The 17,387-nt window shown below is 71.0% G+C and carries 12 protein-coding genes and 1 other RNA gene; 4 read left to right on the forward strand and 9 right to left on the reverse strand.

The window, feature by feature from the left end; genetic code table 11:
* Positions 1–72: 72 nt before the first annotated feature.
* From J4709_RS03885 to ftsE, 7 genes are all read right to left on the reverse strand, one after another.
* Positions 73–597 (reverse strand): GNAT family N-acetyltransferase, encoded by a 525-nt coding sequence (locus J4709_RS03885; protein WP_208236924.1) that lies wholly within the window; start codon positions 595–597, stop codon positions 73–75.
* A gap of 150 nt (positions 598–747) precedes the next feature.
* Positions 748–1,120, reverse strand: a transfer-messenger RNA (tmRNA) gene (gene ssrA / locus J4709_RS03890).
* A 332-nt stretch (positions 1,121–1,452) separates the two neighbouring features.
* Positions 1,453–3,438 carry a penicillin-binding transpeptidase domain-containing protein gene (locus J4709_RS03895; RefSeq protein WP_208236926.1) on the reverse strand — a complete coding sequence of 662 codons (1,986 nt, stop codon included), beginning with the start codon at positions 3,436–3,438 and terminating at the stop codon, positions 1,453–1,455.
* Between the two features lie 8 nt (positions 3,439–3,446).
* Positions 3,447–3,920: an SsrA-binding protein SmpB gene (smpB, locus tag J4709_RS03900; RefSeq protein WP_173098855.1), complete on the reverse strand. Its 474-nt coding sequence runs from the start codon at positions 3,918–3,920 to the stop codon at positions 3,447–3,449.
* A 5-nt stretch (positions 3,921–3,925) separates the two neighbouring features.
* The gene (locus J4709_RS03905) at positions 3,926–5,110 is read right to left on the reverse strand and encodes a S41 family peptidase (RefSeq protein ID WP_208236928.1); all 1,185 of its coding nucleotides are present in this window, start codon (positions 5,108–5,110) and stop codon (positions 3,926–3,928) included.
* Between the two features lie 44 nt (positions 5,111–5,154).
* A complete protein-coding gene (ftsX, locus tag J4709_RS03910; RefSeq protein WP_173098853.1) occupies positions 5,155–6,060 on the reverse strand; it encodes a permease-like cell division protein FtsX in 906 nt (301 codons plus the stop codon).
* A gap of 260 nt (positions 6,061–6,320) precedes the next feature.
* Positions 6,321–7,010: a cell division ATP-binding protein FtsE gene (ftsE, locus tag J4709_RS03915; RefSeq protein WP_151541270.1), complete on the reverse strand. Its 690-nt coding sequence runs from the start codon at positions 7,008–7,010 to the stop codon at positions 6,321–6,323.
* 445 nt (positions 7,011–7,455) lie between these two features.
* On the opposite strand from ftsE, the gene J4709_RS03920 reads away from it, so the two are divergent.
* Complete coding sequence (locus J4709_RS03920) at positions 7,456–7,641, forward strand: hypothetical protein (protein WP_208236930.1); 186 nt, start codon at positions 7,456–7,458, stop codon at positions 7,639–7,641.
* A gap of 69 nt (positions 7,642–7,710) precedes the next feature.
* Here the strand turns inward: J4709_RS03920 and J4709_RS03925 are convergent, their stop codons facing one another.
* Positions 7,711–8,751: a DUF8094 domain-containing protein gene (locus J4709_RS03925; protein WP_307800930.1), complete on the reverse strand. Its 1,041-nt coding sequence runs from the start codon at positions 8,749–8,751 to the stop codon at positions 7,711–7,713.
* A 147-nt stretch (positions 8,752–8,898) separates the two neighbouring features.
* Between J4709_RS03925 and prfB the strand changes: the two genes are divergently transcribed.
* From prfB to J4709_RS03940, 3 genes are all read left to right on the forward strand, one after another.
* Positions 8,899–10,011, forward strand: a complete 1,113-nt coding sequence (gene prfB / locus J4709_RS03930; protein WP_208236933.1) for a peptide chain release factor 2 — start codon at positions 8,899–8,901, stop codon at positions 10,009–10,011.
* Positions 10,012–10,156: 145 nt separating this feature from the next.
* Entirely contained in the window at positions 10,157–11,137 is a 981-nt protein-coding gene (locus tag J4709_RS03935; RefSeq protein WP_208236935.1) for a DUF8094 domain-containing protein, read from the forward strand.
* A 127-nt stretch (positions 11,138–11,264) separates the two neighbouring features.
* Positions 11,265–12,179 (forward strand): DUF8094 domain-containing protein, encoded by a 915-nt coding sequence (locus J4709_RS03940; RefSeq protein WP_208236938.1) that lies wholly within the window; start codon positions 11,265–11,267, stop codon positions 12,177–12,179.
* A gap of 134 nt (positions 12,180–12,313) precedes the next feature.
* Here the strand turns inward: J4709_RS03940 and J4709_RS03945 are convergent, their stop codons facing one another.
* A complete protein-coding gene (locus J4709_RS03945; RefSeq protein ID WP_208236940.1) occupies positions 12,314–17,194 on the reverse strand; it encodes an NAD-glutamate dehydrogenase in 4,881 nt (1,626 codons plus the stop codon).
* Positions 17,195–17,387 lie beyond the last annotated feature (193 nt).

Genomic DNA, 17,387 nt, shown 5'->3' on the forward strand with positions numbered 1-17,387 from the left:
CGACCTCCTAGCTGAGACCAAGACGCGGCGCTGCGTTCGATTTCTTCGGCCTTACATGATCAATAAACGCGATCAACTCTCGTTCGTCAAGGCCCACCGCTCATGGTCCCGCCACGTACCCTCGATCTTGATGTACGCGGGCGAGAACCCCTCCCGGCGGAACCCGAGCCGCTCGACCAGCCGCACCGAATCCACGTTCCCCGGCTGGATGTCGGCCTCGACCCGGTGCAGCCCCAGCCGATCGAAGGCGTACCGGACCGCCAAGGCCACCCCTTCGGTCATGTAACCCCGCCCCGCATGCGGTAAGAACGCCGCGTACCCCAGCACACCGCGCTGGTACGACCCACGGACGATCTCGTTGATGTTGACCATGCCGGCGAGGTCGCCGCCGTCCCGCAGGCAGACCACCATGCCCACCGCGCTCGCCTGGTCGAACCGCGCGAGATAAGCCGCGAACTCCTTCGCGGACCGGGGCAGCGCCACCCACGACCGATGCAGCTCCGCACTCGCCGCCGCGAGCTCGAGGAACCGCCCCTCGTCGTCCGCCCGCACCCGCCGCAACAGGACCCGAGTCCCCACCGTCAGCTCCGCGCTCACCCGCGAAATCTACGCCACAGCCGGACGCCGGTCGGGAGGGGGTGTGGGGGCGTAGCCCCCACACGGGGGTTCCAGGGGGTCGTCCCCCTGGGTGGACATGACGAAGGAGTGGCGGTCCGCGCTGTACGCGGACACACCACTCCCGACGACGAGTGGAGGTGGCGGGAATCGAACCCGCGTCCTTCGGTGATGAGCTAGGGCTTCTCCGGGCGCAGCCTGCTTGGCGTTTTCTCAGTCCCGGCGCTCACGCAGGCGTGTCGCCGACGGACTCAGTCGCTGTTTGTTTTTCCTACCGGTCCCGCGACCGGGCCGGTAGGTGGAGTCTCCTTACGATGCCAGACCCCGGTTCGGAGACGCTACCGGGCTGACAGAGTTCGCTCCTCGCTCAGGCGGCGAGGGCGAACTCGGACTGCTTCTTGTTGGCAGTTATTGGTTTGCTGTCACAGGATTTACGAGGTCACGACAGCAACCCTCGACCCGCTTCCCCTGGCTCGACCTACCGAAGTCGAAGCCGGTCACCCCCATGTTGAGTTGTCAAAGCGGTTGCCCCGGAGGACGCCCGCACGATGACGTTACAAGGATAACGCCCGCCGGGGCAACGTGATTCCCGGGCGGACGGGGCCGGATACGCAGGAACCCCGGTGGCGTGACCGAGTCGCGCCACCGGGGTCGACCGGCAGGGTCAGGCCGGTCCGGACGGCAGAGCCTCCCCCGAGACGAGGCTCTGGTCTCATCACTGCGACCGAGTCCCGCAACCCCCCAAGCGGATTCTCGGTCACCTGGGAAGACGCCGTCCGGTGCCGGGTTGGTTGCACCTCCCGTGCAAAGGGTTCACAAAGTCGCGGCGGCGGGCCGTCAGCCTGCGCTACGGCCGGTCGTCTTGGCGGGCGCGCCGCGCAGGAACTCGGCGGCGACGGAGGACGCGGACGCGGACCCTTCGATCGCGATCGCGAACGCGAGGTCGTTGCCGGCGCCGACGAACCAGGACACCGTCCTGCCCCGCCCGTTGACGGTGTCCTGGGCGAGGGCCGCGGTGCCGAGGACCGAGCCGCCGACGTTCGCGGCGTGGGCGACGCCGGCGGAGCCGGTGACGCTGCGGCCGAGCACGTTCTGCAGCCCGGAGAGGGGCTCCGCAGGCAGGACCTGGGACGGGACGTCCGCGGGCTTGGCCGGGTTGCTGAGGACGTACGGGGACCGCCAGACGCCGGTCCGGGCGGCGCCGGCCAGCAGCGCCATGGCGAGGGGGCTCGCCTGGACGCCCTCGCCGACCATCGCGGCCGCCTTGGCGCCGTCGCCGTTCATCGGGGGCAGCGAGCCGGTGAACGCGGGGACCGACGCGGTCCAGCCCCGGCCGATGCCGAGCTGGGCCGCCTCGGCCTGCAGGCCGCGCGCGTCCAGCTTGCCGCTGAGCTGCGCGAGGGTCGTCCGGCAGCCGAGCGCGAACTGGGTGGAGAAGGGCGCGTCGGGGTGCGCCTTGTTCGTGAACGTCTTGCCGCCGACGGTCACGCTGGCGGGGCAGCTCGTCTTGGTCTTCGGGTCCATTCCGGCGCGCGCGAACAGGGCCTCGGCGGACACGATCCCGAACGCCATGCCGGCCGGGTAGCGGGCCTCGAACGCGCGGTTCTCGCCGCCGGTGCCGTGGTTGGCGACCGCGACGACCTGGCCGGTGCTCGGCTGCACCGCCACCAGGGACGCCGGGTAGGGCAGGTTCTGCAGGGCGGCGTCGGCTCGGCGCTGGGTGCGCGGGACGAGCGTGGTGGAGATCTCCTGCGGCGGCAGCCCGTCCCACTTCTTCAGCACCTGCGTGGTCCGGCCGGAGGGGTCCTGCGCGACGACGCTGATGGTGGGCGTCCCGGCGAGCCGGCGCTGCTGCAGCAGCTGGATGCCGCTGACGCCGATGGTGTCGCCCGGCTGGTAGGGGGCGCCGACCTGCTGGAGCAGGTCCGCGGTGGCGGGGCCGAGGTTGCCGACCAGTTCCGGCGCGTAGTCGGGCGCGCTCGCGGTCTCGATCGGCTCGTTCCGCACGCCGGGGATCTGGATGAGCCGGTTGGCGAGCGGCTTCTGCTCGGGGTACCGCAGGGTCAGCAGCGACAGGAACTTCTGCGGCGGTGCGGAGCGGACCCGGCCGAGCAGCCGCTCGGAGTCCAGCCGCCGGCCGCCGTCGAACTTGGCGGCCTTGGTGATCTGCTCGACGGTGCGCTGCGGGTCGGCGAGGTGCCCGGGGACGACGCCGATGTTGTAGGTGGGCACCTTGTGCAGCACGGTGCGGCCCGTGGAGTCCTTGATCGGGGCGCGGGCCGGGACGTCCGACACGACCGCGAGGCGCTGCCCGGGGCCGAGCTGCGGGTTGATGATCGAGGGGTTCCAGACGACCTTCCACTTGCCGCCGATGCGGCGCAGGTGCATGTGGCCGAGGTACTCCCAGGGCTGCCCGTTCTCGCCGAGGTCGACCTTCACGGAGAACCGCGCGTCGGCGTCGTCGCCATTCTTGGCGATCGCCTTGACCTTGGCGTCCTCGACGCGGCCCTGGTCGCCGGACACGCCGAGCGACAGCCGCAGCGACGCCGCGTCGAGCTGCGCGCGGACGGCGCCGAGCGCGGACGCGACGGACTTGTGGTCGGCGCCGACGGTCTTGTTCGCGGCGGCCGGGTAGTTGCCGACCTGCCAGGCGATGAGGAAGTCGCGGACGGCGGGCATCGCGGACGGCTCCGCCCAGCAGCCCGTCGTCATCGTCGCGACGAGGGCCCCGCAGGCCGCGAGCGAGACGGCGCGGCGGCGCATGGTCCGGCTGCCGCGCGGGAGCCGCCTCGACGCGCGGGCGGCTCGGCCTCGGTTGGTCATCGGCACCCTTACCGTCTCCTGAACCGGGCGGCCGCCGCCTTCTGCATCTCCCGGTCGGCTTCCCGCTTGGCGATGGCCTGGCGTTTGTCGTAGGCCTTCTTACCACGGGCCAGGCCGATCTCGACCTTGGCCTTACCGTCCTTGAAGTACAGCGCCAGCGGGATCAGTGTCCAGCCCGGCTCGGACGACTTGGCGATGATCTTGCCGATCTCGCGCCGGTGCAGCAGCAGCTTGCGGCGGCGGCGCGGCGCGTGGTTGGTCCAGGTGCCCTGCGTGTACTCGGGGATGTGCACGTTCTCCAGCCACACCTCGCCGTCCATCACGTGGGCGTAGCCGTCGGCGAGGGAGGCGCGGCCGGCGCGCAGCGCCTTGACCTCGGTGCCCATCAGCACCATGCCCGCCTCCCACGTCTCGTCGATGTGGTAGTCGTAGCGGGCACGCTTGTTCTGGGCGATGAGCTTGCGCCCTGTGTCGCGTGGCACTGTGATCAGTCCTTGTCCGGCGTCGTCGCTAGCAGGCCGCGCAGCACGCTCCGGCCGCGCTGCTCGGCTACTGAGGGAGGGCGGTCGGCGGAGACCGCCACGTCGGGTTCGATCCCGACCCCGTCGAGGTTACGGCCGCCGGGGGTGCGGTAGCGACCCACGGTCAGCTCGATCGCCGATCCGTCGGCCAGCCGGACCGACTCCTGCACCGAGCCCTTCCCGTACGTACGCGATCCTATGATCACCGCGCGGTCGCGGTCGCGCAGGGATCCGGCGACCACCTCGGCGGCGCTGGCGGTCCCGGCGTCGACCAGCACGACGAGCGGGGTCCGCGCGTCGCCGGGAGCGGTGACCGTGCGCCGCTGGGCGGGCCCGCCGCGCGGTTCGTAGGTCACGACGAGGCCGCCGGGCAGGAACGCCGACGCGGTCTCGACCGCCTCGTCCAGCAGGCCGCCGGGGTCGCCGCGCAGGTCGAGCATGATCCCGCCGGGCGGGTCGCCGGACGGCGGCCGCCCGGTCACCTGCCGTCCGGCCACCGCGGCGCGGACCTGCCGGCCGGTGCCGCGGGTGAACGCGCCGACCCGGATCATCCGGACATGCCCCGGCAGATCGGTCACGGTGACGTCGCCTCCCGGGACGGATGCGCGGACGAGCTGGAACTCCTCTGTCCGACGCCCGCGCAGCACCGTGAGTTCGACGGACGCGCCGGGACGTCCGCGCAGCGCACGGGCGACCCTCGTCACGTCCCAGCCGTTGGCCGGCGTCCCGCCGACCGCGGTCACGACGTCGCCGGCCAGGACACCGGCGCGGGCGGCGGCGGTGCCCGGCTGGACGCTCGCGACCCGCACCCGCGGATCGCCGTCGGCGCTGCCGAGCCACACCCCGACCCCGCTGTAGCGGCCGTTCAGGCGGCCCTCCATGTCGTCGTACCTCGCGGCCGGGTAGTAGCGGGCCCACCGGTCGCCGAGCCCGCGGAGCATGCCCTCGATCGCGGCGCGGTCGAGCTCGCCGCGCCCGACCGGGCGCGCGGCCCGGCTGCCGATCTTCGCGGCGGCCTCGTCCAGCACCGACCCGCCCGCGGCTGCCCGCCGGTCCGGACGGCCCTCGCCGCTCAGCACCCCGAGCCCGTAGGCGCACAGGATCGCGGTGGCGACGGCGGCGCCGCGCAGCAGGCGGCCTGGGGCGGACATGTCGGCCAGTGTAAAACCGGGCCGCGCCGCCCCGGCCGCGTCCGCTAGATCTTCAGGTATCTGCGCAGCGTGAGGAACGACGACGCGGCACAGAGCAGCACGCCGAAGCAGATCGACACGATGATGACCATGATCACCTGGGTCCAGCCGAGCTGGCTGACCAGCTGCACCGTCCCGGCCAGCCGGTCGATCAGCAGCTTCTTGCTGATCACCAGCAGCACCGAGGCGAACAACCCGCCGATCAGGCCCGCGATCGCGCCCTCCAGGATGAAGGGCAACTGGATATAGGTGTTGGACGCGCCGACCAGCCGCATGATGCCGGTCTCCCGCCGCCGGTTGAACGCCGACAGCCGGACCGTGTTCCCGACCAGCAGCACCGACGCGATCACCTGGATCAGCGCGATGCCCAGCGCCGCGGCCTGCAGCCCGTTCAAGATCTTGAAGAACTTCTTCAGGATCTGCTGCTCGTTGATCACCGTATCGACGCCCGCATGCCCCAGCATCGCCTGGGCGACCGGTTTGTACTCCTCCGGGTTCTTCAGCTTCACCCGGAACGAGTCGGGGATGTCGCCCTCACGGGTGCTCTGCACGAACCCCGGCGACCCCGAGAAGCGGTCCTTGAAGCGCGAGAACGCCTGCTGCTTGTTCTCGTACTGGACGTTGGAGACCTGCGGCATCTTCTCCAGCTGCGCCTTGATCTCGCTCCGCTGCTGGTCGGTGACGTCCTGCTGGCGGCAGTTGGCGTTGGAGCTGCTCTTGGCGCACAGGAAGATCGAGACCTCGATCTTGTCGTACCAGTAGTCCTTGGACGCGGCCACCTGCTGGCGCAGCAGCAGTCCGGTGCCGAAGAGCGCCATGGCGATGGCGACGGTGATGACCAGGGAGATCGTCATCGTCAGGTTCCGGCGGAGACCGATCCAGATCTCCTGCATAACGAACTGTACGCGCATGCCTCGCTGTCCTTGATCGCCTGTGTCCGCCGCCGGCACGGGCGCCGCGGTGCGGGCCCGGAACGGGCGTCCCCTCTGGTCTGCCTCTGCTGGGTCGTACGCCCGGTGGGGTCCGTCGGTTCAGATGGAGCCGCCGCTGGAGGGGTCCGCGGCGGTGGCCCGTCGGGCCTGGGTCATTGGGGCTGGGTCATTGGGGCTGCTTGAGGACTGGTGGGGCTCGGTCGCCCGGGCCCGTGCCGGCCGGTGCGCCCGCCCCGCCGTCAGTACGCCTGGCCGTACACCCCGCGGGACTGGTCGCGCACGACCCGCCCGTCCTCCAGCTCGACGACGCGCTTGCGGAACGCGTCGACGATGGCGGCGTCGTGGGTGGCCATGACGACGGTGGTGCCGGTCCGGTTGATGCGGTCGAGCACCTTCATGATGCCGATCGAGGTGGCGGGGTCGATGTTGCCCGTCGGCTCGTCCGCCAGCAGGATCATCGGCCGGTTGACGAACGCCCGCGCGATCGCGACGCGCTGCTGCTCGCCGCCGGACAGCTCGTCCGGCATCCGGTGGGCCTTGCCCTCCAGGCCGACCAGGTCGATGACCTCGGGGACGACCTTGCCGATGAAGCGCCGCGGCTTGCCGATCACCTCGAGGGCGAACGCGACGTTCTCGAAGACGTTCTTGTTGGGGAGCAGCCGGAAGTCCTGGAAGACGCAGCCGATCCTGCGGCGCAGGTGCGGCACCTTCCAGTTGCTCAGGCGGCTCAGGTCCTTGCCCGCCACGTGCACGTGACCCTGGGACGGGCGCTCCTCCTTGAGGATGAGGCGCAGGAAGGTCGACTTCCCGGACCCGGACGGGCCCACCAGGAACAGGAACTCGCCCTTCTCGATGCCGACGTTCACATGCTGAAGGGCGGGGCGGTTCTGGCTTGGATAGACCTTGGTGACGTTGTCGAAATTGATCACGGCTGCATCACGGCGGTTCAGTCTAGGGGTTGGGGAGCGGCCCGGCCGCCGGCCGCGGACTGGCCGTCCGCGTGCTGCGACCTGCGCCGCCCGGCTCCGCGACCAGGGGGGCCGTGGAACCTTCGAGCAGTGTAGAGGGGACAGTCAACTACCTCGTCCCGCTCCGTGGGGTGGGAACGCCCGGGGCCCGCCGCGTTCAACGGCGTGTCGCGCGCGGACGGGACGACGGCGCGGACGGCGCCCCGCGGGGCCCCGACCTGTCCGTGCTGTGTCATGTACCGTCTCCCGACGTCCGGCCGTTTCATGCCGTCAAGCTCCCGGACTTGCCGGAACGACCATACAGTCCGGCTACGCTGGATGATGGTGAAAGATACCTAATCGGTCGACGATCGACGTCATCCCCGCACGGAGCCACGTACCGTTCACGGAGATTGGGGCCCACGACATGAGCTGCGAACATCTGATCTGCGCTCAGTGCTCGAATCCGGTGGTCGAGGGACGCTGCCCCACCTGCCGCGCCGCGCGCGCGGAGCTGCACCACCACGGCCCTTCCGTCCCGCCCGCGGTGGTGCTGGCCGTCCTTGTGGCCCTGCTGTTCGCCGCCCTCGTCCTGCAGCGCGTCTACGGCTGACGGACCGTCCCGCGGGGGCACGCGGAACGCCCCCGTGACGAAGACCTCTTAATCAGGGCCTCTTGAGTGTCAGGGCTTCTTGATGGGCGGGGTGGCGGCCTTGGAGACCGCGCCGCCGTCCGCCACCAGCTCGGCCTTGGGCTGCGGCTTGCCGCTCTTGGAGCGCGGCGGATCGTAGGCGGCGAACTGGAACGTCGCCGTGGTGTCGATCTCGTCACCCTCGACGGTGCCGTCCAGCAGGTGCTCCGCTTCCTTCGGGATCTCCGGCTTCGGTGCGCCGTTCCCCGGGCCGATGAGCGCGTTGTTGCGGAACAGCGAGTACAGGATCAGCCCTCCACCGGTCTTCGTCCGCAGCCCGAAGTAGGGATAAGGCGTGGCCGTGTAGACGATGGTGAGGGTGACGTCCTGTTCCTTGGCCTTCTTCTTGGCGCGCTTGGTCTGCTGGTAGTAGCCGGACGTGAGCGGACCGGTCTCCATCACCTTGGCGGCGACGCTGGCGGAGCCCTCGGCGGCCATGGTCGCCTGTATCCCGCCGACGTCACGGGGCCTGATCAGGATTTTCGAGTCGTCCGCGCCCAACGGCTCCGCATAGCCGTTCGCGTCCAGCTGGATCTTCGGCAGTTGCGCCTTGGGCGAGAGCCGCGTCGCAAGGGTGAGGTGCCAGTCGTCGGCCGGGCTGCGCAGGATGAACGCCATCAGCGCGCTCTGCTTGCTCTTCTTCTCGCCCGGCACGGACCGGTCCACGGACGCGACGAACCACTGCGGGTATGCGTCGGCCTTCAGCTTCGGCACGTACAGCTTCGGCTTGCCATAGGAGAAGCGGCGCACCGGGTCGCCGTCGAAGGCGGCCTTGCGGAACTCGGCGGCGGTGAGGAGGGACTGCCCGTCGGACGTCCAGGTCAGCGCCAGCCGCTCGTCGGCGGCGGCACGCGCCACGTCCTCGTCGGTGATGTAGGTCTGGAACGCCTTGCGGGCGACGTCGAGGGTCAGCGGCACCGGCTGCGGCGGGGTGGTCGACGGCATGCTGGGGGTGGGGCGCGCCTGCGGCTTGGCGCCGCCGGCGCAGCCCGCGGCCATGAGCGGCGGCACCAGCAGCACGGCGGCCGCCACCGCCCGCGCGATCCTTCGCAACTACCGCCCCCCGGCACCGACGCCTCGCCGGGCCGTTTCCCGACCCTGCCTTCGGCCCGTGATTCTGCCATCAGCGCGGGGTGCGCGGGCGTCCGGGCACTGCCCGCACGGCGATAAGCTCGAAGCGTGGCAGGCATCGAACCGGAAGAGCAGCTCAAGGAGCTCGGCTCGACCCTCGCGGGCATCGAGCAGGTGCTGGACCTCGACGGCATGCGGCGTGACATCGCCGAGCTGCGCGAGCAGTCGGCCGACCCCGATCTGTGGAACGACCAGGAGCGCGCCCAGTCGGTGACGCGCCGGCTGTCGTACCTGGAGAGCGAGCTCGGCCGCGTCGAGGGGCTGCGGCAGCGGCTGGACGACGCCGCCACCCTCTACGAGATGGCCGCCGAGATGGACGACGCCGACACGCGCGCGGAGGCCGACGAGGAGCTGGCGTCGCTGCACAAGGCCGTCCAGCAGCTCGAGGTGCGCACGCTCATGTCGGGCGAGTACGACGCCCGTGAGGCGCTGGTCACCATCAACGCGCAGGCCGGCGGGGTGGACGCGGCCGACTGGGCGCAGCAGCTGCAGCGGATGTACCTGCGCTGGGCGGAGCGGCACGGCTACCCGACGGAGATCTACGAGACGTCCTTCGCCGAAGAGGCGGGGATCAAGTCGACGACGTTCACCGTGAAGGCGCCCTACGCGTACGGGACGCTGCGCGGGGAGCACGGCACGCACCGGCTGGTGCGGATCTCCCCGTTCGACAACGCGGCCCGGCGGCAGACCTCGTTCGCTGGGCTGGACGTCGTGCCGGTGGTGGAGCAGAGCGACCACGTCGACATCGACGAGAGCGAGCTGCGGGTCGACGTGTACCGGTCGTCCGGGCCGGGCGGCCAGGGCGTCAACACGACCGACTCGGCGGTGCGGATCACCCACATCCCGACCGGGATCGTGGTGTCCTGCCAGAACGAGCGCAGCCAGCTGCAGAACAAGGCCACGGCGATGAACGTGCTGCAGGCCAAGCTGCTGGAGCGCAAGCGGCAGGAGGAGGCGGAGAAGATGTCCGCGCTGCGCGGTGAGGGCACCAGCAGCTGGGGCACGCAGATCCGCAACTACGTGCTGCACCCGTACCAGATCGTCAAGGACCTGCGCACCGGCGTCGAGGTCGGCAACCCGACCGGGGTGCTGGACGGCGACATCGACGAGTTCATCGAGGCCGAGATCCGCTGGATGCGCCAGCAGGAGACCTCCGCCTGACCCCGGCCCGCGCGGTTTCCGCGCGGTCGCGCCTGCTCTCCGGGTGAGGTCGGCATGCGAGTTTCCGCATTCGGTGAGTGACTGTACGGTCACTCTGCGATTATCTTCCGTGGACCGGATCGCCGACTCCACCACGGGGGGCCGCATGCCCGCACGACGCACCGCCATGTCCACGGCTCTGCCGGCCTGCCTGCTGGCGGGCGCCGCGCTGGCCGCGGCGGGCTGCAACGACAACACCTCCTCCGCCGGGGTGAGCCCGCCCGCGCTGTCCAAGCAGCAGGCCGGGCAGGTGCTGGCCGCCTACACCACCGCCGTGAACCAGGCGGGCCGGCGGCTGGACGGCAAGGCCCTTCCCGGCATCGAGGCCGACCCGCAGCTGTCCATGGACGAGGCCGCGCTGAAGCTGCGCCGTGTCATCGGCCAGAAGCCGCCGGCGATGAAGTTCACGCACACCGTGTACTACATCCCGCGCCTGCACGGGTACCCGCACTGGTTCGCCGCCGACGCGATCACCGGCAAGGGCAAGCAGACGCTCCGGCACGCGCTACTGTTCACGCAGGCCAAGGCGGGTGCGCCGTGGCTGCTGGCGGCCGACCCGTACCCGGCGGACGCGGCGCTGAGCAAGGTGGCGCTCGACCCGGACGGCTACGCCACCCCGGTCGACACCGGCGACAAGGGGCTGCCCGTCGCGCCCGCGAGGCTCGCAGCGATGCACGCCGCGCTGCTGTCCGGCGGCCCGTCGGCGCCCGGGGCGTCCGCCCTGGCGAAGGGCCCGAAGACCAGCGAGACCTACGACGCCCTGAAGCAGGGCGAGCAGACGCTCGCGAAGCGGGGCGTGACGCTGTCCTCGACGTTCGCGGCCGCGCCGTACGCGGTGTACGCGCTGCGCACCAAGGACCGCGGGGCGCTGGTCTGGTACGTCGTCAAGCAGAACGAGGCGTATTCCGCCGCGAAACGGGGCAGGCTGGCTGTGAGCGGTGATCTCACCGGACTGGCCCCGGCGGCGTCCGCCCGGACGCGCATGGACACCACCGTCCTGGTGCAGTACCTGGCCACCGTTCCGCCCAAGGGCCGCGCCACGGTCACCGGCATGTACCGCAAGGCGATCGCCGCCCACGGCTCCTGATCTCCGTCGGGTGCCGGGCCGTCCCGCTCTTCTCGACCGCTGCAGTGGGACGGTCCCGGCATCCGACGGGCCTGCGTTCTTCTACACTGGCGCGACATAGTCGACATTCCGTCCGCCGAGGTGGGAAGTGCGCCGAGCGCCCCGCATCGTCCTCGCCGTGGCCATGGTCGGCGCCACCGCTCTGACCGGGGCCTGCTCCGGCGGCGGCGCGGACGGCGGGACCGCCGAGGCCGCGCCCACCGGGTCCCCGGCGGTCGGCGCGGACGAGTCCCTCAAGGTGCTGCGCGACTGGACGGACCGGCACAACAAGGCCATCACGTCCGGGGACGAGCGGCTCTGGCGCGACACCGTGACCGGCGCCCTCGCCGCGCCCGTCACCGCCCGCGTCCACACCTACGGCCGGCTGCCGGAGTCCGCGACGATCTCCCTGGCGAACCCGGTGCTGTACGTGCCGCGCCGCCCGTCGTACCCGAAGTGGTTCGGGGTGGCGGCGCTGGAACGCTCGGACGGCAAGGACCAGCAGGTCCTCGGCGTGTTCGTGAAGACGACCGCGAAGGACGCCTGGCGGGCCGCGCACTGGCTCACGTTCCGGGGCGACGCGCCCGACCTCACCTACGACGCCGAGGGCTACGCGATCCCCGCGCCCGACCGGGGCCTGCCCGCCGCGCACGCCGCCTACCTGGGCAAAGGCGACACCGGCGGGCTGATCCCGGACGCGTTCTCCGCGAACGCCCGCAAGGCCGAGCAGGGCGGCTGGAAGGTGACGCCCGGCCGGTTCAGACCGGGCCCGGGCCCGTCCTACGCGCTGCGCACCAGCGACGGCGGCTCCCTCATCTGGTACGGGCTGACGCAGGACGCGACGCTCACCGGCGGCACGGAGGACGCCCTGCCCGCCGAGGTCCGCGACTTCCTCGCCAAGGACGGCCGGAAACCGGGCGGGACCGTCCACGCGTCATGGCAGTGGCTCGCCATCGGGTACGCGCCGCCGTCCGGCAAGGGCCGCGTCCTGGGCGAGTCCGTCTCCCTCACCGGCGCCCGCTGAACAACGACCGAGCTCCGGGCGAAAGAGAGCAGCTCAGCAGCCCTGGCCCGGGGCGGCCCGCGAACGACATGGAGCGGGGGCCACCCTTATCGGCGTCGCGATAAGGGTGGCCCCCGCCCCATGTGTCCGTCCGATCAGGCCTCCGTCGACGGGAGGGAGCTGGCCGTCACCAGCGTGCGGACGGAGCCTAGCGCGACCGACAAGGTCGCCAGGTCGAAGCTGTCGCTCTCCCAGATCTCGCTGAGCGTCTGCTGGGCGCGCTGCACCGCGGTCTTGTTCTTCTCCGCCCAGTGCGCCATCCGCTCCTCCGGACGCCCGCCGGGCTCGCTGGTCACCAGCACGTCGCGGGTGAGCGCGGCATGCGCGGCGTACAGGTCGTCGCGCAGCGCCGAACGCGCCATCGAACGCCACCGGTCGTCGCGCGGCAGCGCCACGACCCGGTCGCGCAGCTGGGCCAGCTGCAGCCGGTCGGCGAGGTCGAAGTACACCTCGGCGACCTCCTCCACCGGACGGCCCGACTCGTGCGCGATCCCGACCAGGTCGAACGTCGAGTACGCGGTGACGAGCATCGCGCACTGCTCGGCCAGCTCGTCCGGCACGCCCCGCTCGGCGAAGCCGTCCCGGCGCTGCTCGAACGCCTGCAGGTCCAGGCCGACGAGCAGCTTCGGCAGCTGCGAGGTGAGCGCGGTCGCGCCGGCGCCGAAGAAGTCGATCGTCTCCCGGATGTCGAACGGGGGCCGCCGGTTGTGCAGCAGCCAGCGGGCGCCGCGCTCGGTCAGCTTGCGCGCCTCCAGCAGCATCGCGATCTGCGTGGACTCGGCGACCTGGTGCGACAGCCGCTCCACCGACCGCCAGAACCGCGGCATCTGGAACACCTCGCGGGCCACCAGGTAGGCGCGGGCGATGTCCGACGACGACGCCCCCGTCTCCTCGTTCATCCGGAACACGAACGTGGTGCCGCTGTTGTTGACCAGGTCGTTCACCACCGCGGTGGTGATGATCTCGCGGCGCAGCGGGTGCCGGTCCATGTACGGCTGGAACCGCTCGCGCAGCGGCGTCGGGAAGTAGTCGACCAGCCACGACTCCAGGTAGGGGTCGTCGGGCAGGTCCGAGGCCACGATCTCGTGGTCCAGGGTCAGCTTGGAGTAGGCGAGCAGCACCGAGAACTCGGGGCTGAACAGCCCGAGCCCGGACTGGCGCCGCTCCGCGATGGCCTTGTCGTCCGGCAGGAACTCCAGGCGCCGCTTCAGCCGCCCGTCGCGCTCCAGCTTGCGCATGTACCGGGCGTGGACGTGCAGCATCGCCGGCGCCTGCGCCCGCGACGCGGCCAGCACGACGTTCTGCGAGTAGTTGTCCGGCAGCACCAGCCGCGCGACCTCGTCGGTCATCTCGTACAGCAGCGTGTCGCGCTGCTTGCGGGTCAGCTCGCCGTCCCGCACGACCTGGTCGAGCAGGATCTTGATGTTGACCTCGTGGTCGGAGGTGTCGACGCCGGCGGAGTTGTCGATGAAGTCGGTGTTCACCAGGCCGCCGGTGCGCGCGTACTCGATCCGGCCGAGCTGGGTCATGCCGAGGTTGCCGCCCTCGCCGACGACCTTGCAGCGCAGCTCCTCGCCGTTCACCCGCAGCAGGTCGTTGGCCTTGTCGCCGACGTCGGCGTTGTTCTCCGCCGCCGCCTTGACGTAGGTGCCGATGCCGCCGTTCCACAGCAGGTCGACGGGCGCCTTCAGCGCCGCGTTGATCAGCTGGTACGGCGCCATCGCCTTGACCGACTCGTCGATGCCGAGCGCCGCCCGCACCTGCGGGGTGATCCGGATCGACTTGGCGGTGCGGGGGTGCACGCCGCCGCCCTTGGAGATCAGCGAGGTGTCGTAGTCGGCCCAGCTGCTGCGCGGCAGCTCGAACATCCGGCGCCGTTCGGCGAACGAGACCGCCGGGTCGGGGTCGGGGTCGAGGAAGACGTGCCGGTGGTCGAACGCGCAGACCAGCTTGATGTGCTCCGACAGCAGCATCCCGTTGCCGAACACGTCGCCGGACATGTCGCCGACACCGACGACGGTGAAGTCCTCCCGCTGGACGTCCTTGCCCAGCGACCGGAAGTGGTACTTCACCGACTCCCACGCGCCGCGCGCGGTGATGCCCATCGCCTTGTGGTCGTAGCCGACGGACCCGCCGGACGCGAACGCGTCGCCGAGCCAGAACCCGTACTCGGCGGCGACGCCGTTGGCGATGTCGGAGAACGTCGCGGTGCCCTTGTCGGCGGCGACCACCAGGTAGGTGTCGTCGCCGTCGTGGCGGACCACGTTCGGCGGCGGCACGACCTTGCCGTCCACCAGGTTGTCGGTGACGTCGAGGAGGCCGGAGATGAAGTCCTTGTAGCAGGCGATGCCGGCCTGCAGCCACGCCTCGCGGTCGGCCGACGGGTCGGGCAGCTGCTTGCCGACGAAGCCGCCCTTCGCGCCCGCCGGGACGATGACGGTGTTCTTCACCGCCTGCGCCTTCACCAGGCCGAGGATCTCGGTGCGGAAGTCCTCGCGGCGGTCCGACCAGCGCAGCCCGCCGCGCGCGACGGACCCGAACCGCAGGTGCACGCCCTCCACCTTCGGCGAGTACACGAAGACCTCGTAGGTGGGGCGCGGCTGCGGCAGGTCCGGGATGCCCTCCGGGTCGAACTTCATCGCCAGGTACGGCTTGCCCTGGTAGTGGTTCGTCCGCAGCGTCGCCTGGACGAGCGCCAGGTAGGCGCGCAGGATGCGGTCCTCGTCGAGGCTCGCGACCTCGTCGAGCATCCCGTGCAGCTCCTCGATGATGGCGAGGCTGCGCTCCTCCTCGCCGCCCGCCAGCGCCGGGTCGAGGCGGCTCTCCCACAGCCGCACCAGCAGCCGGGTGATCGCGGCATTGCGCAGCAGCACCTGCTCGATGTACCGCTTGGAGAACGTCGTCCCGGTCTGCCGCAGGTACAGGGCGTAGGCGCGCAGGATCATCGCCTGCCACCAGTTCAGCCCGACGTGCAGGACGAGCGCGTTGAACCCGTCGTTCTCGATCCGGCCCTGCCACAGCGCGGTGAACGCGTCCTGGAACAGGCCCTTGATGGCCTCCTCCGGGACGTCCCCCGGCGGCTCGTACCGCAGGCCCAGGTCGTAGATCCAGTACCGCTGCCCGTCGGAGGTGTTGACCTCGTACGGCCGCTCGTCGATGACCTCGACGCCCATGTTCTGCAGCAGCGGCAGCACCCGCGACAGCGAGATCGGCTCGCCGCGCCGGTAGATCTTCAGCCGCCGCTCGCCGGGCTCGGCGCTGAACGGCTCGTACAGGTTGATGGAGGTGTCGTCCTCGTCGGTGAGACCGTCGACGAAGCGCAGGTCGGCGACCGCGGTGCGGGCCGGGAAGTCGGCCTTGTAGCCGTCGGGGAACGCGTCGCCGTACCGGCGGGCCAGCGTCCCGGACCGCTCCTCGCCGCACTGCTCGACGATCGCGTCGGCGAGGTCGTCCTCCCAGGAGCGGGTCGCGGCGGCGAGCCGGTCCTCCAGGCCCTCGATGTCCACATCGGGCAGGGGGCGGCCCCGCTCGCCGCGCACCACGACGTGCAGCCTGGCCAGCAGCGACTCGGTCACGTTCGCGCTGTAGTCGACGCTGACGCCCTCGAACGCGCGGCGCAGGATCTCCTGGATGCGCAGCCGGATCTTGGTGGTGTAGCGGTCCCGCGGCAGGTAGACCATGCACGACATGAACCGGCCGTACAGGTCCTTGCGCAGGAACAGCTTCAGCTGGCGGCGCTCGCGCAGCCGCAGCACGCCCAGCGAGATGTTCAGCAGGTCGTCGACGGAGATCTGGAACAGCTCGTCGCGCGGGTAGCTCTCCAGGATCTCGATGAGGTCCTGGCCGTCGTAGCTGTCGGCGGTGAACCCGGCGCGCTCCAGCACCTCGTCGAGCTTGCGCTTCAGCACGGGGACGTGCGCGATCGACTCGCTGTAGGCGACGTGCGTGAACAGGCCGAGGAAGCGGCGCTCGCCGACGACCTCGCCGCTCTCGTCGAACTTCTTGACGCCGATGTAGTCCAGGTACAGGCCGCGGTGGACGGTGGAGCGCGAGTTCGCCTTCGTCAGGATCAGCAGCCGCTTCTCGGTGGCCTTCTCCCGCACCTCCGGCGGCAGCGCCGCGAAGCTGTCGGACTCACGCTTGTCGTTGCGCAGGATGCCGAGCCCGGTGCCGGGCTCGGGACGCAGGCCGAGCCTGCTGTGGTCCTCGACCGCGCCGGCCGCGGTCCGCCCGTCGTCGACGAGCGAGTAGTCGCGGTAGCCGAGGAAGGTGAAGTGCCCGTCGGCGAGCCACTCCAGCAGCTCCACGCCCTCGGCGAGCTCCTTGTCCGGCAGCGGCGGCGCCGCGTCCCGGATCGACGCGGCGATCTCCACCGCGCGCGCCCGCATCTTCGGCTCGTCCTCCACCGCGACCCGCACGTCCTGCAGGACGCGGATCAGGTCCTTCTCCAGCCGGTCCAGCATCGCGCGGTCGCTGGTACGGTCCACCTCGATGTGGATCCACGACTCGTCGATGTCGGACGGGCTGTCGTGCTTGCCGCGGAACGCCCGCAGGTGCCCCGCGACGTCGCGGTCCACCCCGAGCAGCGGGTGCACGATCAGGTGGGTGGCGAGCTGGTGCCGGGTCAGCTCCATCGTGACCGAGTCGACCAGGAACGGCATGTCGTCGGTGACGACCTGCACGACCGTGTGGCCGGGGTCCCAGCCGTACTCCTCGACGGTCGGGGTGAACACCCGCACCTTCGCGCGGCCCTGCGGCCGCTCGTCGCCGAGCGCCCGGTGCGCCATCGCGGGGCCGAAGATGTCGGCGGGATCGCGGCTGAGCAGATCCTCCGAGGCCACGTGCCGGTAGTAGAGCCGGAGGTAGGCGGCGGACTCCTCGACGTCCCCCGCCGAACGCGCCCCCGGCCGCTGGGCGCATGTCTCCGCCGCCCTCCGGAGCAGATCGTCCTTCGCCTGATCGAGCCTGCCGCCCATCACCAACAACACTCCCTAGAGAAACTTCGCCACCTCGTTGTGGCGACGCTCACTTGCGCCAGTAAACCAGGGAAACCCCACAAAGCCGACCGGCCGGCCCGCGAGGTCACCGTGGCTTTTCCCACCCTGCCAGGCCGCGCGGGGCCCTCGCTCCAAGATCGTCGAACTCGGGGCCACCCTCCGTTTCACGCCC

Origin of the sequence: Actinomadura violacea (assembly GCF_017573465.1) — a bacterium.
Taxonomy (GTDB): Bacteria; Actinomycetota; Actinomycetes; order Streptosporangiales; family Streptosporangiaceae; genus Spirillospora; species Spirillospora violacea.

Excerpts from the sequence above, each read along its gene's own strand:
- J4709_RS03895 (WP_208236926.1), bottom strand. The coding sequence starts at position 3,438 with ATGACCAACCGAGGCCGAGCCGCCCGCGCGTCGAGGCGGCTCCCGCGC.
- J4709_RS03905 (WP_208236928.1), bottom strand. The coding sequence starts at position 5,110 with ATGTCCGCCCCAGGCCGCCTGCTGCGCGGCGCCGCCGTCGCCACCGCG.
- ftsX (WP_173098853.1), bottom strand. The coding sequence starts at position 6,060 with ATGCGCGTACAGTTCGTTATGCAGGAGATCTGGATCGGTCTCCGCCGG.
- J4709_RS03920 (WP_208236930.1), top strand. The coding sequence starts at position 7,456 with ATGAGCTGCGAACATCTGATCTGCGCTCAGTGCTCGAATCCGGTGGTC.
- J4709_RS03935 (WP_208236935.1), top strand. The coding sequence starts at position 10,157 with ATGCCCGCACGACGCACCGCCATGTCCACGGCTCTGCCGGCCTGCCTG.
- J4709_RS03945 (WP_208236940.1), bottom strand. The coding sequence starts at position 17,194 with ATGGGCGGCAGGCTCGATCAGGCGAAGGACGATCTGCTCCGGAGGGCG.